Annotated in this window: 24 protein-coding genes and 1 pseudogene; 17 read left to right on the top strand and 8 right to left on the bottom strand. The window is 67.9% G+C overall.

Translation table 11 applies throughout. The features are described 5' to 3' along the window. Nucleotides 1–37: 37 nt before the first annotated feature. The 4 genes from F1D05_RS15990 to F1D05_RS15975 are packed head-to-tail and all read left to right on the top strand — an operon-like array spanning nt 38 to nt 2,860. On the top strand, nt 38–811 hold the full coding sequence (locus tag F1D05_RS15990) for an SDR family NAD(P)-dependent oxidoreductase (RefSeq protein WP_185448414.1): 774 nt from the start codon (nt 38–40) through the stop codon (nt 809–811). A 41-nt stretch (nt 812–852) separates the two neighbouring features. Continuing rightward, complete coding sequence (locus tag F1D05_RS15985) at nt 853–1,704, top strand: alpha/beta fold hydrolase (protein WP_185448413.1); 852 nt, start codon at nt 853–855, stop codon at nt 1,702–1,704. A 5-nt stretch (nt 1,705–1,709) separates the two neighbouring features. Next, nucleotides 1,710–2,303 carry an NADH-quinone oxidoreductase subunit B gene (locus tag F1D05_RS15980; RefSeq protein WP_185448412.1) on the top strand — a complete coding sequence of 198 codons (594 nt, stop codon included), beginning with the start codon at nt 1,710–1,712 and terminating at the stop codon, nt 2,301–2,303. Then, on the top strand, nt 2,300–2,860 hold the full coding sequence (locus tag F1D05_RS15975; RefSeq protein ID WP_246486739.1) for an NADH-quinone oxidoreductase subunit C: 561 nt from the start codon (nt 2,300–2,302) through the stop codon (nt 2,858–2,860). Before F1D05_RS15980 ends, F1D05_RS15975 begins: the two co-directional genes overlap by 4 nt. Nucleotides 2,861–3,125: 265 nt before the next feature. On the opposite strand, the gene F1D05_RS15970 is transcribed toward F1D05_RS15975, so the two are convergent. Both F1D05_RS15970 and F1D05_RS15965 read right to left on the bottom strand, forming a co-directional pair. After that, nucleotides 3,126–3,557 (bottom strand): PIN domain nuclease, encoded by a 432-nt coding sequence (locus tag F1D05_RS15970; protein WP_185448411.1) that lies wholly within the window; start codon nt 3,555–3,557, stop codon nt 3,126–3,128. Between the two features lie 297 nt (nt 3,558–3,854). Further along, entirely contained in the window at nt 3,855–4,694 is an 840-nt protein-coding gene (locus F1D05_RS15965; RefSeq protein WP_185448410.1) for an SDR family oxidoreductase, read from the bottom strand. Nucleotides 4,695–4,775: 81 nt separating this feature from the next. Between F1D05_RS15965 and F1D05_RS15960 the strand changes: the two genes are divergently transcribed. Next, entirely contained in the window at nt 4,776–5,726 is a 951-nt protein-coding gene (locus F1D05_RS15960; protein WP_185448409.1) for a complex I subunit 1/NuoH family protein, read from the top strand. Nucleotides 5,727–5,730: 4 nt separating this feature from the next. Here F1D05_RS15960 and F1D05_RS15955 read toward each other — a convergent pair whose 3' ends face one another. From F1D05_RS15955 to F1D05_RS15940, 4 genes are read right to left on the bottom strand one after another with little or no spacing between them, the layout of a single operon-like run. Beyond that, complete coding sequence (locus F1D05_RS15955) at nt 5,731–6,933, bottom strand: ABC transporter permease (RefSeq protein WP_185448408.1); 1,203 nt, start codon at nt 6,931–6,933, stop codon at nt 5,731–5,733. After that, nucleotides 6,933–7,595 carry an ABC transporter ATP-binding protein gene (locus tag F1D05_RS15950; protein ID WP_185448407.1) on the bottom strand — a complete coding sequence of 221 codons (663 nt, stop codon included), beginning with the start codon at nt 7,593–7,595 and terminating at the stop codon, nt 6,933–6,935. Before F1D05_RS15950 ends, F1D05_RS15955 begins: the two co-directional genes overlap by 1 nt. After that, on the bottom strand, nt 7,592–8,605 hold the full coding sequence (locus tag F1D05_RS15945) for a peptidoglycan-binding protein (RefSeq protein WP_246486738.1): 1,014 nt from the start codon (nt 8,603–8,605) through the stop codon (nt 7,592–7,594). Before F1D05_RS15945 ends, F1D05_RS15950 begins: the two co-directional genes overlap by 4 nt. A 38-nt stretch (nt 8,606–8,643) precedes the next feature. Next, complete coding sequence (locus F1D05_RS15940; RefSeq protein ID WP_206686228.1) at nt 8,644–9,162, bottom strand: hypothetical protein; 519 nt, start codon at nt 9,160–9,162, stop codon at nt 8,644–8,646. A 136-nt stretch (nt 9,163–9,298) separates the two neighbouring features. Here F1D05_RS15940 and F1D05_RS15935 point away from each other — a divergent pair, with 136 nt between their 5' ends. The 11 genes and pseudogenes from F1D05_RS15935 (at nt 9,299) to F1D05_RS15885 (ending at nt 20,783) form a co-directional block, all read left to right on the top strand. Then, nucleotides 9,299–9,955 (top strand): response regulator transcription factor, encoded by a 657-nt coding sequence (locus F1D05_RS15935; RefSeq protein ID WP_185448405.1) that lies wholly within the window; start codon nt 9,299–9,301, stop codon nt 9,953–9,955. Then, nucleotides 9,952–11,187 (top strand): sensor histidine kinase, encoded by a 1,236-nt coding sequence (locus tag F1D05_RS15930; protein ID WP_206686227.1) that lies wholly within the window; start codon nt 9,952–9,954, stop codon nt 11,185–11,187. The genes F1D05_RS15935 and F1D05_RS15930 overlap by 4 nt, the downstream gene beginning before the upstream one ends. Nucleotides 11,188–11,229: 42 nt before the next feature. Further along, entirely contained in the window at nt 11,230–11,571 is a 342-nt protein-coding gene (locus F1D05_RS15925; protein WP_185448404.1) for a YciI family protein, read from the top strand. Then, on the top strand, nt 11,571–12,791 hold the full coding sequence (locus tag F1D05_RS15920) for an RNA polymerase sigma factor (protein WP_185448403.1): 1,221 nt from the start codon (nt 11,571–11,573) through the stop codon (nt 12,789–12,791). Before F1D05_RS15925 ends, F1D05_RS15920 begins: the two co-directional genes overlap by 1 nt. 259 nt (nt 12,792–13,050) lie before the next feature. Beyond that, nucleotides 13,051–13,812 (top strand): methylenetetrahydrofolate reductase, encoded by a 762-nt coding sequence (locus tag F1D05_RS15915; protein WP_185448402.1) that lies wholly within the window; start codon nt 13,051–13,053, stop codon nt 13,810–13,812. Nucleotides 13,813–14,758: 946 nt separating this feature from the next. Further along, nucleotides 14,759–14,974: pseudogene (locus F1D05_RS40295) on the top strand (4Fe-4S binding protein); the annotation flags it as partial. A 182-nt stretch (nt 14,975–15,156) separates the two neighbouring features. Then, nucleotides 15,157–15,696, top strand: coding sequence for an NADH-quinone oxidoreductase subunit J family protein (locus tag F1D05_RS15905; protein ID WP_185448400.1), 540 nt, complete (start codon nt 15,157–15,159; stop codon nt 15,694–15,696). Then, a complete protein-coding gene (nuoK, locus tag F1D05_RS15900; RefSeq protein ID WP_185448399.1) occupies nt 15,696–16,028 on the top strand; it encodes an NADH-quinone oxidoreductase subunit NuoK in 333 nt (110 codons plus the stop codon). The genes F1D05_RS15905 and nuoK overlap by 1 nt, the downstream gene beginning before the upstream one ends. Then, on the top strand, nt 16,025–17,791 hold the full coding sequence (locus F1D05_RS15895; RefSeq protein WP_185448398.1) for an NADH-quinone oxidoreductase subunit 5 family protein: 1,767 nt from the start codon (nt 16,025–16,027) through the stop codon (nt 17,789–17,791). Before nuoK ends, F1D05_RS15895 begins: the two co-directional genes overlap by 4 nt. Next, nucleotides 17,788–19,335: a complex I subunit 4 family protein gene (locus F1D05_RS15890; RefSeq protein WP_185448397.1), complete on the top strand. Its 1,548-nt coding sequence runs from the start codon at nt 17,788–17,790 to the stop codon at nt 19,333–19,335. The genes F1D05_RS15895 and F1D05_RS15890 overlap by 4 nt, the downstream gene beginning before the upstream one ends. Further along, nucleotides 19,332–20,783, top strand: coding sequence for an NADH-quinone oxidoreductase subunit N (locus F1D05_RS15885; RefSeq protein ID WP_185448396.1), 1,452 nt, complete (start codon nt 19,332–19,334; stop codon nt 20,781–20,783). Before F1D05_RS15890 ends, F1D05_RS15885 begins: the two co-directional genes overlap by 4 nt. A gap of 159 nt (nt 20,784–20,942) precedes the next feature. Here F1D05_RS15885 and F1D05_RS15880 read toward each other — a convergent pair whose 3' ends face one another. Together F1D05_RS15880 and F1D05_RS15875 are read right to left on the bottom strand one after the other, a co-directional pair. Next, a complete protein-coding gene (locus F1D05_RS15880; RefSeq protein ID WP_185448395.1) occupies nt 20,943–21,569 on the bottom strand; it encodes a hypothetical protein in 627 nt (208 codons plus the stop codon). 13 nt (nt 21,570–21,582) lie between these two features. After that, complete coding sequence (locus tag F1D05_RS15875) at nt 21,583–22,422, bottom strand: arylamine N-acetyltransferase family protein (protein WP_185448394.1); 840 nt, start codon at nt 22,420–22,422, stop codon at nt 21,583–21,585. Nucleotides 22,423–22,530: 108 nt separating this feature from the next. On the opposite strand from F1D05_RS15875, the gene F1D05_RS15870 reads away from it, so the two are divergent. After that, a complete protein-coding gene (locus F1D05_RS15870) occupies nt 22,531–23,550 on the top strand; it encodes a lactonase family protein (protein ID WP_185448393.1) in 1,020 nt (339 codons plus the stop codon). Nucleotides 23,551–23,587: the final 37 nt, after the last annotated feature.

Here is a 23,587-nt window from a genome sequence, read left to right as displayed (position 1 = left end):
TCTCTAGGACCTAGCGTCTGGACTCCCAGCGGAGGAGATGGCTTTGAAGAGGTTCGAGAACCGGGTCGCTTTTGTCACCGGAGCAGCGCACGGCATCGGCCGGGCGACCGTCCTGCGCCTAGCGGCGGAAGGCGCCGCGATCGGAGCAGCCGATGTCGACGCCGAAGGGACAGCCGCGGTCGTCGCCGAGATCACCGAGGCCGGAGGATCTGCCGTGGCACTCAGCTGCGACATCACCGACACCGCCTCGGTCGACGCGGCGGTGGCAGCGACGGTCGGGCGGTTCGGGCGGCTCGACGTACTGGCCAACGTTGCCGGTCACAACGTCGGAGGGCTCGAGGGAGCTGAGCCTGCCGAGGAGCAGTGGGGCCGGCAGTACGACTTCACCTTCACCGGCGCAGTCCGCTGCATCCGGGCGTCGCTGCCGCATCTGATGGAGTCCCGCGGAGCGGTCGTCCTGGTCGGCTCGATCAGTGGCGAGGTTGCCCTCGGCACCGCCCCGTACGCCGCTGCGAAGGCTGCGGTGGCCAACCTCGTTCGCAATCTGGCCTCCGACCACGGGCCGCAGGGCGTCCGCTTCAACGTGGTGGCCCCGGCGACCGTTGCCACCGACCGGTTTCTCGGCAAGGAGAAGCTGCTGGACGAGCTGAAGGCGATCTACCCGCTCGGCCGGGTCGGTCAGCCCGAGGATGTCGCGGCCGCCATCGCCTTCCTGGCCTCCGACGACGCGGCCTGGATCACCGGCATCACCCTGCCGGTGGAAGGTGGGCTGACGACAGGCCCAGGTCATCTCCTCAACAAGATCGGCTGATTCACCTGCGCTGATTTACCTGGGGACCCATGATGGGCCCCATGTCGAACAGTGCTGCTGTAGACGGGTTCTCATTGGCCTACGACCGGGAAGGTGAGGGTCCCGCCGTCGTGCTGCTGCACGGCTGGCCTGGTGATCGGACCGACTACCGGCGACTGGTGCCGCTGCTGGTGGAGCAGGGGCATGAGGTCGTAGTACCGGATCTGCGCGGGTTCGGGGAGTCGGACAAGCATGCGGCTGACCCGGCCGCGCAGTACGGGGTGGCTGGGCAGGCGCGGAGCGTGCTGGGGCTGATCGAGGAGTTGGGTCTCGAGCGGCCGGTGCTGGCGGGCTACGACGTCGGCAGCCGGATCGCGCAGGGGATCGCGCGCAGCAGGCCGGAACTGGTGGACGGTCTGGTTGTCGCGCCGCCGCTGCCGGGCATCGGGAAGCGGGTGTTCTCGGAGAAGGCGCAGGCGGAGTTCTGGTACCAGGCCTTTCACAAGCTGCCCGTGATCGAGCAGCTTGTCGACGGGCGGCCCGATGCGGTGCGGGCTTACCTGGAGCACTTCTGGACGCACTGGTCGGGGCCGGGCTTCGAGCCTGAGCTGGATCACTTGGTGGAGGTGTACTCGCAGCCGGGTGCCTTCACCGCCTCGATCAATTGGTACCGGGCGGGTGCGGGGTCCGTCGCGACTTCCGCGGCAGAGACGGCGCCGGCGATCTACGACCGGATCAGCGTGCCGACGGTGGTGCTGTGGCCGGAGTTCGATCCGCTCTTTCCGCGCGCCTGGTCGGACCGGCTCGACGACTTCTTCAGCGACGTCCGGCTCCGCCACGTCGACGGGGCCGGGCATTACGCGCCGCTGGAATACCCGGAGATCCTCGCGGAGGAGATTGTCGGACTAGGCTGAGGCCCATGCCTGACAGTCCGGTTCATCTGCCGACGCCGACCGTACGGCCGGCCGTCGGAGCGCTGGCGAAACTGGCGCCCGAGCCGGTCCGGTACCTGCTCAACTGGGGCCGCAAGTACTCGCTCTGGGTCTTCAACTTCGGGCTCGCCTGCTGCGCGATCGAGTTCATCGCCGCCTCGATGGGGCGGCACGACTTCATCCGGCTCGGCGTGATCCCGTTCGCGCCCGGGCCGCGGCAGGCCGATCTGATGGTGGTCTCCGGCACGGTGACGGACAAGATGGCGCCCGCGATCAAGCGGCTCTACGACCAGATGCCGGAGCCGAAGTACGTGATCTCGTTCGGGTCCTGCTCGAACTCGGGCGGGCCGTACTGGGATTCGTACTGCGTGACGAAGGGTGTCGACCAGATCATCCCGGTCGACGTCTATGTACCGGGCTGTCCGCCGCGGCCGGAGGCGTTGCTGCAAGGCATCCTCAAGCTCCAGGAGAAGATCGCCGGCGAGAACGTCACCAGCCGTTACGAACCGTCTGTGGGAGCGCTGACTCGCGGGCTGGTCGCACCGGGCCAGGGCTCTTCGGTCGAGGAGCCGGCGGAGTGAGCGACGAGGTGCTTGCCGCGCTGACCGCGGCGGGGATCGCGGCGACGGTGTCGGACAGCTTCGGGCCGCAGGCGTACGACGTACCGGCTGAGGCGTGGGTCGCCGCGCACGAAGTACTGCGGGACGAGGTCGGGGTGACCTTCTTCGACTTCCTGACCGCCAGCGACGAGCTGAACGACGGGTTCCGGGTGGTCACGCACCTGGCGGACTTCTGGGGTGGGTCGCACGTCGATCACCTGATGGTCCGGACGCTGATCCCGCGGGCGACGCCGCAGCTCGCTTCCCTGGCAGACGTGTACGCCGGCGCGAACTGGCATGAGCGCGAGACGGCCGAGATGTTCGGCATCACCTTCGACGGCCACCCGAACCTGATCCCACTGCTGCTCCCGGACGGCTTCGAGGGACACCCGCTGCGCAAGGAGTTTGTCCTCGCCTCCCGGGTAGCGAAGCCGTGGCCAGGAGCCAAAGAACCTGGCGAATCCGACCACGCTCCAGCCGCCAAGGGCCGGCGCCCCCGGCCGCCGCCGTACCCTCCCACCCGGCGTACCGGATCCTGACTCATGGGGACCGCGTCCACCCGGCTCACCCGACCCGGATCCTCTCGCGCCGGCTTTGAGCGCCGCCACCCCAGCCCGCCCCCGCCGCGCATCAGGCGAACGCCGCAACCCCCGCACTACACCGACAGCCACCCCAGCCCCACCCGCCGAGCCGACTGCAGCGGACACGCCCAGTACGCCGGTAACCCCCGCCGACCCGCCCGCCGCGGCACCACCTGACCGCGGTACGGAAAGCCCCGAGATCTGAGCGGTACCACTGGTTCGGCTATGAGTCGCTCTGGTCCAGACGTTCCAGTCGTTGGCCGGTCAGAGCTGCGATCAACTCGAAGTCCTTGTCGAGGTGGAGGACGATCAGTCCGGCTAGTTCGGCGGTAGCTGAGATCAGCAGATCTGGCACCGACGGCGCTCGATGCTGCCCGGCGGACGCGAGCATGGACTGAATGGCCACAGCTCTCCGCTCGATGGCGGGTGTCGTGTTTTCGACAGGCATCGAGGAGATCGGCGGATTCTGCAAGGCGAGCCGATGCTCCTCCGGAGTCCTTGCGGAGAAGCCGACCTCAAGTAAGGTGACGGTGGCGATGTGCACCAGCCCGCGGTCGATCCGGTTTGCCCACTCGTCGACGTTAGGGCTTTCCCCCAGGCGTACCAATGCTGACTTGTCGACCAGCCAGCGCCGGTTCTCACCCTTGGGCGTCACGACCAGGCCTGGTCCATGACATCTGGATCTGCCAGATCCCGGAGTGTGTGGGACAGCCGCTGAAGATCAGCCGTAGACACGGGGCCGTCACTTCGAGCCGCCTCCCGGCTCAACTGCCGGCGTAGGTATTCGCTCCGGGACAGCCCAAGGTGACCGGCGCGGTGATCGATCACCGCGAGAACATCATCTGGAACGTCGCGAATCAGAACGTCACTCATACCAACCTCCCTTTCCGATATCACATGATATCGGAATGCCGTGGCGGACGGGCGCAGCTCCAATTCTTGGGCTCTGAAACTAGTTGCGGAAGTCGTCGGCGTGTTCTTCGGCCCAGGCTTGGAAGGTGAGGGCGGGGCGGTTGAGGAGGTCGGGGACTGTGGTGGTGACTGGTTCTGGGTTGGTGACCAGGGACGCCCAGTAGGCGACTGAGCTGTCGGCGAGGGTTGGGTCGGCGCCGAGGTCCAGCATCGCTTGGCGGGCTTCGGCGGGGGACTGCTCCTCGATCCGCATCGGCTTGCCGACGGCCTCGCTGAGGATTGCGACCTGCTGGGTCTGGGTCAGCACCTCCGGCCCGGTCAGCAGGTATTTCTGCCCGATGTGCTTGTCGTCCAGCAACGCGACGGCCGCGACCGCTGCGATGTCGCGCTGGTGGATCAGCGACCGCCCCGCCTCAGGCGACGACACCCGTACGACGTTCCCTCGGCGGAACTCCTCCGCCCACCCCAGCGTGTTCACCGCGAACCCGCTCGGCCGCAAGAAGGTCCAGTCCGAGCCGATCAACAGATCCTCGACCTCGCCCCAGACCCCCGAAGCGGCCGGCGGCTCGTCGTCGCGCACGCTCAGCGAGGACAGGTACACCACCCGCGAGACCTGCTCGGTCAACGCCGCGACCACCGGCTGCGCACCCTCGGCGCTGAACGACGGCCACAGCAGGAACGCGGCATCCGTCCCGGCCGCAGCACGGTCGACGGCCGCCTCGTCAGTGATGTCACCGTGCACCACCTCGACGGCCTCGGGCAGCGCGGCAGCGGCCGGGTCCCGCACCAGCGCGCGCACCGTAGTACCGGCGTCCAGCAGATCGTTCACCAAATGCCGGCCGACGCGTCCGGTAGCGCCGGTGACGAGAACTGTGGGCATGAGCTCCTCCAACTGTGGTTTATCCACACCTTGGGACCTCAACAATGGTTCAGGTCAAGCCGGACTCGGTAGGGTTCGGTCATGCTCGAGTTCTTGGTGCGGGTCGTCGGCGTGCTGGTCGCGTTCCTGGTGACCCCGTTGCTGGTCGGCCAGGCCGAGCACAAGGTGATGGCGCACATGCAGTCCAGGCTCGGCCCGATGTACGCCGGGGCCTTCCACGGCTGGGCGCAGCTCGTCGCCGACGGGGTGAAGTTCATCCAGAAGGAGAGTGTCACCCCGACCGCCGCGGACAAGCGGGTCTTCGAGTGGGCCCCGGTCGTCGCGATCCTGCCGTACATGGCGGCGATGGCCGCGATCCCGATCGCGCCCGGCATCGTCGGCGCGGATCTCGACTCGGGAGTGTTCTTCGTCCTCGCGGTGATGTCGGTCGGCGTGCTCGGCTCCCTGATGGCGGGCTGGGCGAGCGGCAACAAGTACAGCCTCCTCGGTGGCCTGCGGGTCGCGGCGCAGCTGATGAGCTACGAGCTGCCGTTCGTGCTCTCGGCCGCGAGTGTCGCCGTCGCCGCGGGCACGCTGAGCCTGAGCGGGATCGTCGACCAATGGAATCCGTGGTGGTTGCTCTGGCAGCTCCCCGGTCTGATCGTGTTCTTCATCGCCGGTCTCGCCGAGCTGCAACGGCCCCCGTTCGACATGCCGGTGGCCGACTCCGAGGTGATCTTCGGCCCCTACACGGAGTACACCGGGCTGCGGTTCGCGATGTTCCTGCTCGCGGAGTACGCCGGGATCGTGGTGCTGGCAGGCCTGACCACAGTCCTGTTCCTCGGCGGTTGGTCAGGCCCGGGTCCCGACGAACTCGACTGGCTCTGGACAGTGCTCAAGGTCGCAGCGGTCTCCCTCGTCGTCATCTGGGTCCGCGTCGCCTTTCCCCGCATGCGCGCCGACCAACTCCAGAAACTCGCCTGGCAGGGCCTGGTCCCGCTGGCCCTCCTCCAACTGGCCCTGACAGGCATCGGCGTAGCGATCTTCTACTGACGCACTACGGGTTGGCGAGCGCTTCGGTGGGTGAGAGCCGCGAAGCGCGGATCGCCGGGTAGAGGCCGGCCAGGCCACCGATCACCAAGGTCGAGGCGAACCCGCCGAGCAACGCCCACACCGGAATCACCGTCAGCCAGTCCTGGTACGCCGCGTAGGTCGCGGTCACCCCGCTGCCCAGGACGCTACCGCCGGCACCACCCAACGCGGACAACAGCAACGACTCCGTCAGGAACTGGGTCCTGACCTGACCCCGAGTAGCTCCCAGCGACCTCCGCAACCCGATCTCGGCCCGGCGTTCGAGCACGGAGATCACCATGATGTTGGCGACGCCGACCCCGCCGACGAGCAGGGCAACCGCGCCGAGCCCGAGCAGCAGCCCGGTGAACGCCTCACCCGCGGCCTGTTTCGCCGCCAGCGCGTCGGACGGGCGGGAGACCTCCACCTCGTTCGGTGCCTCGGGATTCGCAGTGGCGCCGAGGACCGACCGGACCGCCTCGACCTGGGAATCCGGCGACCGGGTGTAGATCCGGGTCGGGTGCCCGTCGAAACCGAGGGTGGAGTCGGCCGCGGGCCAGCCGATCAGCACGGCGCTGTCGAGTTCGGGGGCGAGCGCGGCCGGTTGCAGGATGCCGATGACGGTGAACCAGCGGTTGCCGATCAGTACCTGGGTGTCCGGGCCGGATCGGCTGATCCCGAGCCGTTCCGCGGCTGCGGAGCCGAGCACGGTCGCCGGGTAGGAGCCCGTCGCGGCATCGAGCCAGCGGCCGCTGCGGATGGTTCCACCGATGGTGGTGAGCAGGTCGGCGCGGGCGGCGTACGGGACGATCCCGTTGGTCTCGATGGCGGGAATCCGGTTGGTGCGGTAGACATTCGCGTCGTCGACCCGGCCGATCGCGGACTGCGCCTGGACCGGGCCGATCCGGCTGACCATCGCCTCGGCGGCGAGCGGCAACTGCGCCTGCTCGCCGGTCAGCGTCGTGCCCGGTGCGACGGTGAGCAGATTGGTGCCCAGGGCATCGAGCGTCGCGTTCAGCCCGGCCTGCGAGGACGACGAGATGCCGACCACCGAGACCATCGCGCCGATCCCGATCGCGATCCCCAGCGCCGACAGGAAGGCTCGCAACGGCCGGGTTCTCAGTCCGACCCCGCCGACCCGCAGTACGTCGCCCGGCCACAATCTGGCGGCCCGCAACTCGCCCGCCATCAGCCGGCCTCAGGGAGTAGGTGGCCGTCTCGCATCGGCAGTTGGCGGGGGAGCGAGGCGGCGATGTCGCGGTCGTGGGTGATGATGACGACCGTCGTACCGCCCGAGTGCAGGTCGCGGAGCAGTTGCATCACGCCCGCACCTGAGACCGAGTCCAACGCTCCGGTCGGCTCGTCCGCGAGGAGCAGAGCGGGATCGCCTGCCACCGCGCGGGCCACAGCGACCCGTTGGCGTTCTCCGCCGGAGAGCTCGTGCGGTTCGTGATCCATCCGATGCCCAAGTCCGACTCGTTCCAGCGCGGCTTCGGCCCGGCGACGGCGTTCGGCTCGCCTCAGGCCGGAGTACAACAACCCGTCCGCCACGTTGTCGACCGCCCGTACTCCGGCCGCCAGGTGGAACTGCTGGAACACGAACCCGATCCGGCTCGCCCGCAGGGCCGACAAGCCACTGTCGGACAGTCGCGCCACGTCGTACCGGTCGATCCGGACCCGGCCGCTGGTGGGCCGGTCCAGCGTGCCGAGCACATTCAGCATCGTCGACTTGCCGGACCCGGACGGGCCGACGATCGCCACCAGTTCGCCCGCTTCGATCCGCAGCGACACTCCCGCCAGTGCGCTGACACCACCCGGGTAGACCTTCGTCACGTCGGTCAGCTCGATCACTTCGGCACCCCCACACTCACGCCGGCCGCGATCCCCGCACCGCTGATCTCGACCCGGCCGTTCGCGAACATCCCTGTCTTCACCGGCGTGTACTGCGAGCCGGTGCCGGTCACTTGGACGCCGAAGCCGCCCTCCTGCAACGCGAGCAGAGCCGCGACCGGCACGGTCAGGACGTTCTTCCGCTCGGACGCCGTGAACACCACGTCGACCGACGCCGGTGCGGCCGCCTTCTGGTTGCTAATGGCAACAACAAGCTCGATCTTCGTTTCCGGCTCCTTGTCCGGCGACTCGGCGGGCACGATCTTCGTGGACACCTCGTCGATCCGGCCCGCGACCGTACTGTCGTCAGGCAACGTCACCGACACATTTCCGTTCCGCTTCGCCAAGCGCTGATCCGCCGCGTCGAGCTCGACCGTGACCGCCTTGGTGGTGCCGGTGTACGTCAGTACGGTCTGGCCTGGCGCCGTCGGTGCACCCTCTTGGGCCGAAAGGCTGTCCACCCGCACCGGGCCGCCGGTGAAGACGACTTGGCCGAGCTCCACGACCCCGGTCTCGTCCAGACCGCGGTCCTCCTGCCATTCCTCGACCGCCGAGGCTGTTGCGGACGTGTATTCGTCGTCGACCGTGAACCCGGTGTAGCCCAGCGCCTTGAGGTTCTGCTCGAGCTGGCGGACATCCTGCCCTTCGCTGTCGACCGCAAGCCGCCGGTACGCCGGCAGTGCGCCGTACATGATGCTGGTGGGCTTGTTGTTCACCTTGAAGAGCGCTTGTCCGCGGCTGAGCGCCTGCCCGCTGTCAGGAAGCCAGGTGATGGTTCCAGGAGTACGGCTGGCTGCTGCTGTCGTCGTGCCGTATCCGAGCTCGCCGTCGACGGTCTCGGTGTCCGTGAGCGTCTGGCGAGTCACCTTGGCGGTGTTGGGCGGTAGGTCGACAGCCTTCTTGTCGGTGGCCTGGCTGCTGTCCGATCGGGTGAGCAGGACAGCCGTCAGTACGCCGCTCGCTGCGAGCATCGCCACGACCATTAACGCTCGGCGGTTGCGCCGCGGCATCACTTACCCGCCAGGATGGGCTGGCAGATCTCCTGCGCCTTCGGCAGGTCCGGGTCGTCGGCGGTCGCCTTGTCGATCAGGATCCCGCGCTGACCCGGCTTCGGGTCCGGAAACTTCTCGACACCGTTCTTCCGCATGCACTCGGCGAACTTGCGCCCGTTCTCCTCCGCCTGCGGATTCGCGTTGTTCGTTCCGTCGGCCTGCGGGTCGTACTGCTTGCACGCTTCCATCGCCTTGTCGACGTCCGCCTTGGCCACCCCGCTGCTGGGGTCGATCTTGAGCTGGATCCCCTTGCCCGGTTCGGGATCCTGCACATTGATCCCGTGCTCCCGCAGGCACTGGGCGAACTTCACGCCCTTCTCGTCGCGACTCAGGCTCGCCGGGGCGCTGCTCGGGCCGGCCGTCCCCTGCGCGCCGCCGCCCGAGGCCACCTGGTTGTCCTCGGCCTTGGCTCCACAGCCGGACAGGACCAGGGTCAGCGTCGCCGCGGCGAGTACCGCGCTGATGGTGAGCTTCACGTTGTCTCCTTCGAAATCGATTGAGATCCCCAGCCAAGGCGCCCCGGCGTTTCCCCGGCGTTTCCACTTCGGCGGTAACGCGGGGGAAACACCGCGGTCGTGGATCATGGGGAGACCGACGGAAGGTGGCGGTGGGATGCGGGTACTGGTGGCCGAGGACGAACCGTTGCTCGCGGCAGCGATCGCGGAGTGGCTGCGGGACGAGGCGCATGCCGTCGATCTGGCGCCGGACGGTTCGGCGGCGCTCGAACGCCTGACGGTCAACGAGTACGACGTACTGGTGCTGGACCGGGATCTCCCGCGGGTGCACGGGGACGACGTCTGCCGCGAACTGGTGGCGTCCGGATCGACGACGCGGGTCCTGATGCTGACCGCGGCGGCGGCGATCAACGACCGGGTGGAGGGTCTCGGGATCGGCGCCGACGACTACCTCACGAAGCCGTTCGCGTTCGCCGAGCTGGCGGCCCGCGTCCAGGCGCTGGGCCGCCGGAGCCGCCCGGCCGATCCGCCCGTACTACGTCGCAACGGGCTGACCCTGGATCCGGCGCGGCACGAGGTGTTCCGGGACGGCCGCTATGTGCCGCTCGCGAAGAAGGAGTTCGCGGTACTGGCCGAGCTGCTCCGGGCCGACGGGGCGACGGTGTCCGCCGAGCAGTTGCTGGAGAAGGCCTGGGACGAACATGTCGACCCGTTCACCGGCGCGGTGCGGCTGACCATTCTCAAACTGCGCCGCAAACTCGGCGAGCCCGCGGTCGTGGAGACCGTCACCGGAGTGGGGTACCGGATTCCGTGAAGCTGCTACCGCGTCACCTCACCCTCCGCGCCCGGCTGACCTTGATCTACGGCGGCCTGTTCATGGCGGCCGGCGTGCTGCTGCTCGGCCTCACCTATGCACTGTTCAGTCAGCAGCTCTCGTCGGACCATCGCGTGATCGTCAAGGGCACCTATCTGTCGCCTCCTCCGAGCGGTGCCACACCGACAGCCAAGCCCTCGGACAAAAGCCTGGTGGTGCTCAACAGCGCGGGCGACGTGCTGACCGGACCCGATGCCGAGCGGGTGATGAACGAACAGCGCGACCAGTTGCGATCGGCCGCCACCAAATCCCTGCTGACCGAGGGCGGGATCGCCTTGCTGCTGGTCGGCGGACTGGCAGCCGGCTCCGGCTGGCTGGTGGCAGGCCGGGTGCTCGCGCCCCTGCATCGCGTCACCGACACCGCTCGCCGGATCGCGACGGCTCCGGCGGCCGGACGGGGACTGCACGAGCGGATCGCCCTGCGCGGGCCGGACGACGAGGTGAAGAACCTCGCCGACGCGTTCGACACGATGGTGGAACGGCTGGACCACTCGTTCGACGGCCAGCGCCGGTTCGTGGCGAACGCCTCCCACGAACTCCGTACGCCGCTCACCCTCGGCCGGGCGCTCGTCGAGATCGCGATGCACCGGCGATCGGCCTCCGACGACGTGAAGCAACTGGGTGAGAGCCTGCTGGCGATCAACGACCGGCACGAGCAGCTGATCAGCGGGCTGCTGCTGCTCGCCGATTCCGAGAAGGAACTGACAGCCAGATACCCGGTGAACCTGGCCGACGTCAGCAGCCACGTGGTGGCTCAGCTGACGCGCGAGGCCGCCGCTGCCGAAGTCGAAGTACGGGCCGAGCCGGGCGACGCGCCGACCACCGGGGACGCGCTGCTGCTCGAACGGCTGGTCCACAACCTGGTCGAGAACGCCATCCGGCACAACCACGCGGGTGGCTGGGTCGAGCTCACCAGCCGGACCACCGATCAGGATCAGGTCGAGGTGAAGGTGGCGAACAGCGGGCCCGACGTACCGGCGTACGAGGTCGAGGGGCTGTTCAAGCCGTTCCACCGGCTGAGCGGCAACCGGCTGGTCGGCGCGAAAGGGGCCGGGCTGGGGTTGTCGATCGTCCGTTCCGTGGCCGAGGCTCATGGTGGATCGGTGCGTGCCGATCCTCGCCGAGGCGGTGGGTTGGTGGTGGTCGCGACGCTGCCTGTCGATCCGGGCTGACCCCGTTCGTACAGAGGGTAGAACCGTCTCTTGGGAGGACAGATGAAGCAGTATCTGCTCGGCATCTACCAGCCGGATGGGCCGATTCCGGAGCCGTCGGTGCTGGAACCGATCATGACGAACCTCGCTAGCTGGAATGACGAGCTGCGCGAAGCCGGGTCCTGGGTGTTCAGCGCCGGTCTTCATCCGCCGGAGTCATCGACCGTACTGCGTGCTTCGGGTGACGAGGTGCTCGTCACGGACGGCCCGTTCACGGAAGGCAAGGAGCACCTCGGCGGCTTCACCGTCATCCAGGTCGAGGACCTCGACGAAGCATTGCTCTGGGCTCGCAAACTCACCCGGATTCTCGAGCCCCTGTCCGTAGAAGTCAGGCCTTTCACCTGATGCAGTCGGGCAGCATTTCGGTGGCGGAGGTCGCGGGCGTCTTCCGTGCTGAGCACGGGCGGGCGGTCGCGGTACTGGCTCGGGTTTTCGGGGATCTGGAGATCGCCGAGGACGCAGTACAGGAGGCCTTCGCGGCGGCGGTGGAGAAGTGGCCGGCAGCAGGGCTGCCGCCGAGTCCGGCCGGCTGGATCATCACGACGGCGCGGAATCGTGCGATCGATCGGCTGCGGCGGGAGTCGTCGCGGGAGGACAAGCACGCGCAAGCGGCGTTGCTGCATGCCCAGGGCGAGCCAGTGGAGGAGGGTGTCGTGCGCGATGACCGGCTGCGGTTGATCTTCACGTGCTGCCACCCGGCGCTGGCTCTGAACGTCCGGGTCGCGCTGACCCTGCGGCTGCTCGGCGGGCTCACCACCACCGAGATCGCGCGTGCTTTCCTGGTCCCCGAGCCGACGATGGCGCAACGACTGGTCCGCGCGAAGGCGAAGATCCGGACCGCGGGGATTCCGTACCGGGTTCCTTATGAGGCGGATCTGCCCGAGCGCGTCCGCGGCGTACTGGCTGTCGTGTACCTGATCTTCAACGAGGGGTACGCCGCGTCGTCCGGCGATGAGCTGATCCGGTCGGAGCTCTGCCTCGAGGCGATCCGGCTCGGGCGGCTCCTGGTCGAACTGATGCCCGACGAACCCGAGGCTGTCGGCCTGCTCGCCCTCATGCTCCTCCAGGAATCGCGCCGACCCGCGCGAGTCGGGCCCGATGGTTCGCTGGTCTTATTGGCTCAACAAGACCGGTCCCTCTGGGATCGCGCGTTGGTTCTGGAGGGCCAAGACCTCGTACGCCGGTGCCTTCGCCGAGACGCGCCAGGCCCGTACCAGCTCCAGGCCGCGATCAACGCAGTCCACAGCGACGCACCTAGTACATCGACAACGGCATGGGACCAGATCGTCCAGCTCTACGACCAACTCCTCACCTTCACCCCGACCCCAGTCGTCGCCCTGAATCGCGCGGTAGCGGTCGCGGAAGTCGACGGACCCGAAGCGGCCCTCGCGCTAGTCGACGAACTCGATCTCGGCAACTACTACCTCTTCCACGCCATCCGAGCCGACCTCCTCAAACGCCTAGACAGGAAGGCCGCCGCACGCGCCGCATACGCCGCAGCCATCCCCCTCACCACCAACACGGCTGAACGCACCTTCCTGACCCACCAACAGTCCACCCTCTAGGCGAAGGCGGACCTCCAGCACTCAGCACCTCGGTGGCAGGCGCCGTCGCTCGATCAGCGACGCAATCCGGCTGACTCGGCAGGGTCGGTCCGCCATCTCGGGGCGAACTGATCCGCCAGACAGGCAGTGCTCGTCCAGGTTGGGCACGGCGTAGGGATGTTGAGCGTGAATGGGAAGTCGCCGCAGGGCCACTGCCTGGCTGGCGGACCGCTCGTCCGGTGCCCGAACACGCCGCCTTCACTCGCTACAGTCCGGTGTCATGGCTGAAGGATTCGAATTGATCTGTGAGGTGGAGCCGCCGACGCGGCCCGATCTGAAAAAGGTGCGGCACCAGATCGGCGTACTGAGCCCGATCGCGGACGCCTTCCTGATCCCCGACAACCACATCGGCCGGGCGACGGTGTCCAGCGTCGCCGTGGCCAACGAAGTACAGGGGATGGGTGCCCGCGGCATCGCCTGCCTGAACTCCCGCGACCGGAACCTGCTCGGTTTCCGCCGCGACCTGCTCACGGCTGCGGCGTACGGCGTGGAGCAGTTCCTCTTCGTCCACGGCGACGAACCGACCGCCGGTGCCCGGACCAGCCAACTCACCGTCCGCACGATGATCGAAGAGGCCCGCGCCACGTCCTTCCCCGGCATCGCCCCGTTCCAGGTCGGCGCGGCAACCCGCCTCCGCCCCGTCCCCGCTTGGAAAGCAGAGGCCGACTTCCTCTACGTCCAGGTCAGCTACTCCTTGGAGGACCTTCTGCGCTGGCGGGACAGCATCACCGTCGACATCCCCGTGTACGCCGGCGTCATGGTCCTCGCCAGCGCCAAAATGGCCCACAACCTGGCCGCCCTACCTCAACTCACAATCCCCGACACCCTGATCGCCTCGGTCGAGCAGGACCCCGACGCCGGCATCGACGCAGCCTGCGACCACATCCTCCAGATCAGAGCCAGCGGCGCCTTCGACGGCGTGCACCTGATCCCCGTGAGCCGCTACCGCCAAGTCGCCGCCCGCCTGGAACGCGACCTCTAACCGGTACTCCGCCCGCTCGCGCTTCCCAAGGCGGCTGGCTGGGCCGATCTTTGTGCGGCCCGCCACCTAGGACTCTTCGATCCGACCTTCCCGGCCCGTGGGTGTCCCGACGGACAGGTAGTAGTCCACCGCCCGGCATCCGGCCACGCTCAACCCCCTTCGTATCGGGCCGTTCGCCGGGCCCACTACCTGTCCGTCGGGACGCCGGACCCCGCTGAGACACCATCTCGCGGCACCGCCCGCAGTTGTTCAGCCGCGATGGAGGAGGTCGTCCGGTGGAGCCGATCCTCGTGGACACCTCCGAGACCGACGACCCCGGCTACGCGTCGCGGGGAGTGGGTGTACGAGTTCCGGTGAATCGTCGTCGCAACCGGACCGAGCTCAGTCCTGCCTGCCCGGACCTCCAGGCCATCAATACCCCGTCCGGACGGGGTATTGCCAGGCACACCGACACTTGAAATACCGCCTACTGATGGCGTGGCGGTCCGGCCGGCATCGACAACGGAGCCTGGACCTGCCATGCGTCGCCTCGACTCGAGAGCGTCGCCCCCACTTCCCGGCTCGACTCGCAGAGGGTCGGCGCCCTCGGGCGAGGCGCTGCGACCAGGAGCGTGGGCAATGAGCCCCCAGCGTGATGCGCTGCGGGACAATCCCGCAGTTTCAACCGCGACGGAGTGGCGTACCTGGGTGGGCGGGAGCGCCGACAGAGGAGCTGCGCGGGGGCTTTTGCCCGCAGTACGCGCCTCTCCGTCCCGTCATCGGCCTGGACCGACTAGTCTCAGCCTGCGAACCGACTGACGGAGGAGGAGGCGTGGCCGTACCTGGCAAGGGGTTGATCGATGGCCTGAAGGTCACCGCGAAGACACTGGGCCGCCGCTCCGTCACCGAGCAGTACCCGGATGTCCAGCCTGAGCTGCCGCCGCGGACGCGCGGGGTGATCGCGCTGATGGAGGAGAACTGCACCTCCTGCATGCTCTGCGCGCGCGAATGCCCGAGCTGGTGTATCTACATCGACTCGCACACCGAGACCGCGCCGTCGGTCGGTGAGCAGGCCCGGGAGCGGAGCCGGAACGTGCTGGACCGGTTCGCGATCGACTTCTCGCTCTGTATGTACTGCGGGATCTGCATCGAGGCATGCCCGTTCGACGCGCTGTTCTGGTCGCCGGAATTCGAGTACGCCGAGACGGAACTGCGCAATCTGACCCACGAGAAGGACCGCCTCCGCGACTGGATGTGGACCGTCCCAGCACCCCAACCGATCGACCCCGGCCCGTCGGTGATCGAAGCCGATCCGGCCCAAGCTGGACCGGCCCAAGAAGGTCAGGCCGAGCCCGGGGGCGAGGAGTGACCACTGCGCTCTTCTCCATCGCGGGGGCGGTGGCAGTGGCGGCGGCGGTGGTCGTCGTCACCACGCGCCGAATCGTGCACGCGGCCCTCTGGTTGGTAGTTGCCCTCGGCGCGGTAGCCGGTTGCTTCGGGGCACTGCACGCCGAGTTCGTCGCGCTCGTTCAGATCCTGGTCTACGTCGGCGCGATCGTAGTACTGGTCCTCTTCGCCCTGATGCTCACGAAGGCGCCGACGAATCCGTTGCCGGCATTGACGACAAGACGCAGCCCGTTCGCCGCTGTAGTAGCCGGCGCACTCTTTCTCCTCCTCGGCACCGGCATAGTCATTGCCTTCGGCAACGAAAAGATCAAGCCGGTACCAGCTGGATCGGCCGAAGACATCGGTACTGCGGTGTTCCGCGTCTGGGTGCTCCCGTTCGAGGTTTTGTCGGTGTTGTTGCTGGCGGCATTGATCGGCGCGATCGTCCTTTCGCAACGGTCCGGAAAACTGTCGGAGCCAGATGAGACGGTGTCGTCCTCGGTGAAGGGGGACGACTGATGCCGTTGATCCTGCCGCTGTTGCTGGCGGTGCTGCTGTTCTGCCTCGGCGTGTACGGCGTGCTCGCGCGTCGCAACGCGATCACGATGCTGATGTCCTTCGAGCTGATGCTGAACGCGGTGAACCTCAACCTGGTCGCTTTCGACGCCTGGCGACTCGATGGCCTGGCGACGGGGCAGACCCTCGCGGTCTTCGTGATCACCCTGGCCGCCGCTGAGATCGGACTCGGCCTCGCGATCGTGTTGCTGTTGTTCCGCGGCCACGGCCATGTCGACGCCGACGCGGCTCGTGACCTGCGTGAGCGGCCCGAGCTTCAGGAGAACGAGCTGTGATCGCGACCGCCTCGCGGGTGATCGGCGTCGGCTTCTCCCTGCTGGTCATCCTGACCGCCGCCCTGCTGCACGGCGTGGATCCACAGCAGGTCGAGCTCGCCGGCAGCTACGTAGGCATCCACATCTACGTCGATTTCGCCGTCCGGACCGACGACCTGACCGTGCTGATGCTCGCCGTCGTCGGAGTCGTCTCGGCCTGCGTGCAGCTCTACTCGATCGGCTACCTCGAGAAACGCGTCGCGTCGTACACGGCGCTCGTCACCCTCTTCACCGCGGCGATGGTGACTGTCGTCATCTCGGACAGCCTGTTCCTGCTGCTGATCGGCTGGGAGGTGATGGGCGTCTGCTCGTACCTGCTGATCGGTCACTACTGGGAGCGCCAGGACGCCCGGTCCGGCGCGATGAAGGCGTTCCTGATGACCCGGCTCGGCGATGTCGGCTTCCTGTTCGGCATCTTCGTGCTCGGCCTGGCCGGCGACACCTTCCGGATCTCCGGCCTCCGCGCCGACGAGATGTCGTCACCCGCTCTGACCGCCGGGACCTTGCTGCTGCTCGTCGGCGTGGTCGGCAAGTCTGCTCAAGTTCCCTTGCAGACCTGGCTCCCCGACGCGATGCCGGGCCCGAGCCCGGTCAGCGCACTGATCCACGCAGCCACGATGGTCGCCGCCGGTGTCTTCCTGATAGCCCGCCTGTACGACTTGTTCACCGCGGCCGACGCGACGCTCACCGTGCTCGCGATCGTCGCTTGCGTGACGATGCTGTTCGCCGCACTCTGCGCGATGGCCGCGGTCGAGGTGAAGCGGGTGCTCGCCTGGTCGACCGTGAGTCAACTCGCGATCATGTTCGCCGGCCTCTCGCTCGGCACCAAGGACGGCCGGCACGCCGCGTTGTTCCACCTGCTCACCCACGCTGCCTTCAAGGGCCTCCTCTTCCTCTGTGCCGGTGTCCTGCTGCATCAGGTCGGCAGTGCGGCATTCGTCGTACTCCGGCGCTACACCCGCCGTGGTGCGCTGCGTAGGGCGATGCCGGTCACTTTCGTCACGATGACGATCGGCCTCGGCGCGCTCGCCGGCGTACCAGGCCTGGCCGGGTTCTTCTCCAAGGACTCGGTGGTCGAAGCAGCCTGGGACCACGCGCGCGACGGCTCCACGCTCGGCTGGGTCGTGCTGATGTCGGTCTGCGTGACCGCCGCGATGACTGCCTTCTACTGCGTACGCCTCTGGCTCTGGGTCTTCTTCCGTACGCCGGCGCTCGCGGGCGCCCTGGGAGCGTTCGAGGCCGACGATCCGATGGCGGATCTGGAGGACCCCGACCTGTCGAAGCTGCACGAGCCTTCCTGGCTGATGCTGGCTCCACTGGTGGTGCTGGCCATCGGAGCCGCCGGGCTGGGGTACGTCGACGGAGTCCACGTGAACTGGGTGATCGCGCTGGTGACCACCGTGCTGGCGCTGTTCGGCGCACTCCCGGCGTACTCGCTGTGGCAGCGTGGCGCGGATCCACGGCCGGTCCTGCTGGAACGCGAGTTCGGCGTCGATACGGCGTACCAGCGGCTGTTCGTAGTGCCGGTGCGGTGGTTCGCGAAGCTTGCGGTCGGTGGTGATCGGGACGTGATCGGTGGGTACGTCCGGGCGACCGGGCGGGCCGGGACGCTCGCATCCGAAGGTTTCCGGCGTTTGCAGACCGGAAACGTCCAGACGTATCTGACCGCGGCCGTGGTCGGAGTGGTCGCGCTCGCGGTCCTGGCGGGGGTGATCGGCTCGTGAGCGGGTTGCTGATCGCTCTGATTGCCGTGCCGGCGCTGACCGCCGCGCTGCTGTGGGCGCTACCGGCGGGAGTTGGCGAGCGGGTTGCCGCCGTCGTCGGCTCGGTCATCTCCGGTCTGGTGCTGATCGGATCGGCTCTGCTCTGGTGGGATCTGCTGAGGCCGCGCGGTACGCCGACGCTGGACCTGGTGGCCACGAACGACATCCCGAGGACTTTGCCCGGCAAGGTCAACGCGTACGCCGAAACGGACGTGTCCTGGATCCCCGCGCTCGACGTGCGGTTCCACCTCGGCATCGACACGATCTCGATGCCGTTGATCGTGCTCACCGCCTTGCTGGTGTTCCTCTGTTGTCTGTACTCGCTCCGCATCACCCCTCGGGCCGGCCGGGCCAGGTCGCTGATCGCACTGCTGCTGGTGATCGAGACCGGCGTGATCGGGACGTTCTCGGCGCTCGACCTGGTGTTGTTCTTTCTGTTCTTCGAGGTCGTGCTGATCCCGATGTGGCTGGTGATCGACATCTGGGGCGACCACCACGACCCGGCCGGGCGGCGGCGCGCCGCGACCACCTTCGTGCTGATGACGGTGTTCGGGTCGGCGCTGATGCTGCTCGGGTTCCTGCTGGTGCATCGGCTGGCCGGCTCGTTCGACATCGAGTACCTGAGCAGCCATCCCTGGCGAAGCAGTGGTGGCACGGGCCTCAAGGCCGCCATCCTGATCGCGATCGGCCTGGCGGTGAAGATGCCGCTGTGGCCGCTGCACATCTGGCTGCCGGACGCGCACGCCAAGGCCCCCACGGTCGGGTCGGTGCTGCTCGCGGGCGTCCTGCTGAAGCTCGGCAGCTACGGGATGGTCCGGATCCTGCTGCCGGTGCTGCCGGGAGATTCGGCCACCATCGCGCCGTACCTCGGTGGATTGTCGACGGTGGCGATCATCGTCGGGTCGTTGGCGTGCCTTGCGCAGACCGACGTGAAACGCCTGATCGCGTACTCCAGCGTCGGTCACATGGGCTTCATCGGGCTCGGCATCGCGACCATGTCACCCGAAGGCCTGAGCGGCGCGCTGTTCGCGAACATCGCGCACGGCATCATCACCGGCCTGCTGTTCTTCCTCGCCGGGGCGATCAAGGACCGCCACGACACCAGTGACCTGCGCGAGATCGGCCGTGCGTTGTATGCCCGGCTGCCACGGCTCAGCGGGTTGCTCACGTTCGCCTGTCTCGCCTCACTCGGGCTGCCCGGGCTGGCCGGGTTCTGGGGCGAGATGCTGGTCCTGCTCGGCGCTTACCACCCGGGCGATCTGTTGCCACGGACAACTTTCCTGGTGTTCATGGTGATCGCCGGGATCGGCACTGTGCTCACTGCTGCGTACTTCCTGCGCCTCATTCGGAACCTCTGCCAGGGTGATCCGGCCGAACATCCGGCGGCCGCCTTCGCGGTGGACCTGAGCCGGATCGAGCTGATCACCTGGACGCCGCTGGTAGCACTCACCGTTTTCCTCGGGATCTGGCCCTGGTTCCTGCTCCAGTACTGGACGTTCGCATGACGATGACCTGGATCGACTGGCAGGCGATCGCCGTACCGCTGGTGCTCGCCCTTGGTGCCGTCACCGTGTTGCTGGCTGACGGTTTCTGGCGGACCGGCAGCAAGCAGGTCAAGCACACGGTGATCACGCTGATGACCGGAGCGGCGATCCTGTTCGGGCTCGCGTTCATCGCGGTTCAGCGCAACAGCCTGAAGCCCGCGTTCTGCCGGCCGGCGATCGAGGGGCCGGCTCAGTGCAGCCTGGTCTTCGAGCCGCTGACGGTCGGGCTCTGGGCGGTGCTGCTGATGGGCGGGCTCGGCGTCGTCGGCCTCTCGGCGTACCGGTTGCTCGACGTGGACATTCCGGTGGGGGAGTACCACTTCCTCCTGCTCAGCGCGCTGACCGGAGGGACGGTTCTGGCCGGTGCGCGAGACCTCGCCACGGTCGTGATCGCGCTCGAGGTGGTGTCACTGCCGAGCTTCGCGATGGTCGCCCTGCGCCGCGATCGGCGCGGCTCGGAAGGTGCGCTCAAGGCGTTCCTGGTCTCGGTGTTGTCGACCGCGGTGATGCTGTTCGGGATCTCCTACCTGTACGGCGTGACGGGGTCCCTCTACCTGCAGACGATCGTTAACCGCCTGCCGGGGATCGATCCGGACCTGCGCCGGGTCGCATTCGCGGCCGGGTTGTTCGTGATCGTCGGCTTCGGGTTCAAGATCGCCGCGGTGCCCTTCCACGGTTGGCTTCCGGACACGTACGCCGGTGCGCCGGTCGAGGTGGCCGCCTTCCTTGCCGTGGTGTCGAAGTCGGCCGGAGTCGGCGGGCTGCTGGTGCTCGTGACGTTCGGCCTCGCCCCGAGCGGGTCGGAGCTGCGAACTGTGGTCTGCATCCTCGCGGCGGTCACGATGACGGTCGGAAACCTGGCCGCGCTGCGCCAGGTCGAGGCTGTCCGACTCCTCGCATGGTCGTCGATCGGCCAAGTCGGCTTCCTGCTCGCGCCCCTCGCGGTGGGCGACGCCCAGGCGGCAGTCGGCTACCTAGCGGCGTACGTCGTCGTCACGCTCGGCGCCTTCGGAGCAGTAGCCGTGGTACAACGCCACCGCCCAGCCGGCCTACTGACCGACTATCGAGGAATGGTCCGCTCAGAGCCCGGCCTAGGCGTCGCCCTGGTCTTCTTCTTGGTAGTCCTCGCCGGTCTCCCACCGGGCCTAGCCGGCCTCTTCACCAAATTCGCCGCCTTCCAGGCAGTCCTAGACGCGCATATCGGCTGGCTAGCAGTAGTCATGGCCCTCAACGTCATGATCGGCCTAGCCGTCTACCTCCGCTGGATAGCCGAACTCTTCCGCCTCCCCGCGGAAGACCCTTTCTCGGTCAACATCGAAACCCCCGCAGTAGCCGTAATCAGCACCTGCGCCGGCGCCGCCGTAATCCTCTCCATCCTCCCCGGCACCCTCTTCGCCCTAGTCACCTAACAGTGATGATGTGACTGCGGCTCCGCGGCGTCGTCCTGACTCGTCCTCCCGCCCACCGCTGGCGGCTACGCCCCGCCTCGCACCTCCGCCAGGGTGCGCTCCGCCCGGCCTCCGCTTCGGCGGTCTCCGCCGGCCTCCGCCCGGCCGTATCCCCTTTCATCAGCTCCTGGGCGCGGGCCGGAGGGTTGGGCTGTTCGGGTGATAGCCACGCTGCCGCTCAACCGGGGCGTCGGCGAAGTCCCCGGCGCCGTTGACGACCTCTCCCGCCCCGAGCGTCAGACCACGGGCCTTGCCGAAGCCCTTCAGTACTGCGCCGCGGCCGTCCGGGTCGGGGTAGTTGAAGTCCTCGCCTGCACCGAGGCGGACGCCCTGGGCCGTGATCTGGCCGAGGACCTGGCAGCCGGTGCCGAGGTCCGCCGGGGCGACGATGACCGGGCCGCTGCTGATTCGGATTCTGTCGCCGAGCGTCACCCGTCCGCTGTCCGCCATGATCCGGGCCCCGCCTTCGCCGATCCGGTTGTTGTCGCCGATGACGATCGAGCCGCCGTTGGTCGCGGCGAGGAAGGTGCCCGGTAGGAAGGTGTTACTTGAGCCGACTGAGCAGGAGCTATCTGGGCCGCACTCGATGACGACACCCGGGTAGAGCACGTTTCCGGTGCCCAGAACGACTCGCGTGCCGAGCAGCACGGAGTACGGGTCGAGGATGATCGTGCCTGCCTCGGCCAGTTCCAGCAGGTCGGAGACGGTTCGCAGGCCGCGGGCGGATCGCTGGTCATCGAAGATCATCCAGCGACAGTACCTACTGCGAGCGGGCCAGGAAGTCCTCGTGCTGGTTGGTCGCGCGGTGCCAGAGGTGGGTGCGTTGGGCGGGGGTGAGGTGGGTCATGGGGAGGCCGAAGATGTCGTTGAGGGCGGTGTAGAAGTCGGGCTTGGATTCCAGGATCGTGGTGCTGAGGTCGGTGGCGGAGAGTTCGGTGAGGGTGAGGCCGCGGAGGATCGCTGTACTGCGGGGCTTGCGGCGGAAGGCTGATAGGAGCCGGACGAAGGGGGAGTCCGGTGAGGCGGACAGGTAGGCGTGCTGCGCCTCGAACGCCTGCATCGTGGCGGGAGCGGCCTCGAAATCCATGCCGACCAGGCTGCTGCGCGGGTCGTGGTCGAGCCGCCAGCCGTCGACGATCTCGGACGGTCGCAGACGGAGCTTGAAGGGCTCCTGCTCGAACCGCCCCACACCGAGCGGCAGTGGTGCGATCAGTCCTTCGCCGAGCCCGACGTCGACCAGCCAGGTCCCGGGTGCGTCCGGCAGACCGTCGACGGTGAGGACCAGGTGGCTGGCGTCCACCTTCGCAGGACGGGTCGCGGTCTCGGCACCGCCTCGATGCATGGTCACCTGGTAGCCAAGGGCGGTGAGCAGAGCGCCGAAGGAGCCGTTCAGCTGGAAGCAGTACCCACCGGCTTCGCGCGAGATGATCCGCGCCGCGGCCGCCTCGGGATCCAGCGGACCGCCCTGGCCGAACTGGTACTGGACCGTCTCGTACGGCACCGAGTCCGAGAACGCGGCATGCAGAGTGGTGAGCGCTTCGAGGCTCGGCCCGTCATGCCCACGGAGTCCGAGCCGGCGAAGGAAGGCGGTCGTATCCATGGACCGAGAGTAGGGGCGAACGGCAAAGACTCACCCACCAATAACCACGACGGCTTGAATGCTGGATCGGGGAGTGCCTGGGGTTCGAAGACCTGGCAGGGTGGGGGCATGACTTCGGAGCGGATCTACGTCGGTAGTTACACCAATCGGGCGGGCGGCGGGAAGGGCATCGGCGTCGGCTCGCTCGATGCGATGACGCTCGCCGTGGCGACGGACGACCCGTCGTTCCTGACCCGGTCGGGCGACGGGCGGTTCCTCTACGCGACGAACGAGCTGGAGGCCGGCCGGGTCAGCGCGTTCGCGATCCAGGAGGACGGTTCGCTGGAGTTCCTCAACGATCAGTCGACCGAGGGCGCTCACCCCTGCCACCTGGCGATCGACCCGACCGGAAGCTTCCTGCTGTCGGCGAACTACAGCTCCGGTTCGGTCGCGATCCACCCGATCGCGGCCGACGGTTCACTCGGCGACGCGACCCAGATCCTGCAGCGCGAAGGCACCGGCCCCAACGAGGAGCGCCAGGAAGGCCCGCACGCCCACCAGATCACCTTCGACCCGGCCGGTGCGTACGCGTTCAACGTCGACCTCGGCTCCGACTCGGTCTACATCTCCAAGCTCACAAAAGAAGGCCGGCTGGAAGACGTCGACCGGCTCGCGATCCACGCAGGTGCCGGACCTCGGCACATCGTGTTCCACCCGGGCGGCGGAGCGGCGTACGTGATCAACGAGCTGGACTCGACGCTCACCGTTTGCGCCTACGCCGACGGCAAGCTGACCGTCGTACAGACCCTGTCGACGCGGCCGGACGATGCCGAGGGCGAGAGTTTCCCGGCCGAGGTGCTGGTGTCGGCCGACGGCCGGTTCGTCTACGGCTCGAACCGCGGTGACGACACCATCGCGGTGTTCGAGACCGGTGCCGAGGGAGTCGACGCGGAGCTGATCCAGACGATCGGATCCGGTGGGACCTGGCCGCGGCACCTTGCCTTCAGCAAGGATGGGACCCAGCTGTACGCGGCGAACGAGCGATCCGACTCGATCGCGGTCTTCGCCGTCGACCAGAGCAGCGGCGCCCTCACCGCAACGGGGACGCCGCTGAGCTGGCCCCAGCCCGGCTGCGTGCTGCCTGTCTGAATCCAAAACAGGTCCAAAAAAAGGAGCCCCGGCCGAG

The organism is Kribbella qitaiheensis (assembly GCF_014217565.1).
Lineage (GTDB): Bacteria > Actinomycetota > Actinomycetes > Propionibacteriales > Kribbellaceae > Kribbella > Kribbella qitaiheensis_A.
The sequence above is the reverse complement of the archived record's forward strand: the minus strand, read 5'-3'. Positions and strand labels throughout refer to the sequence as shown.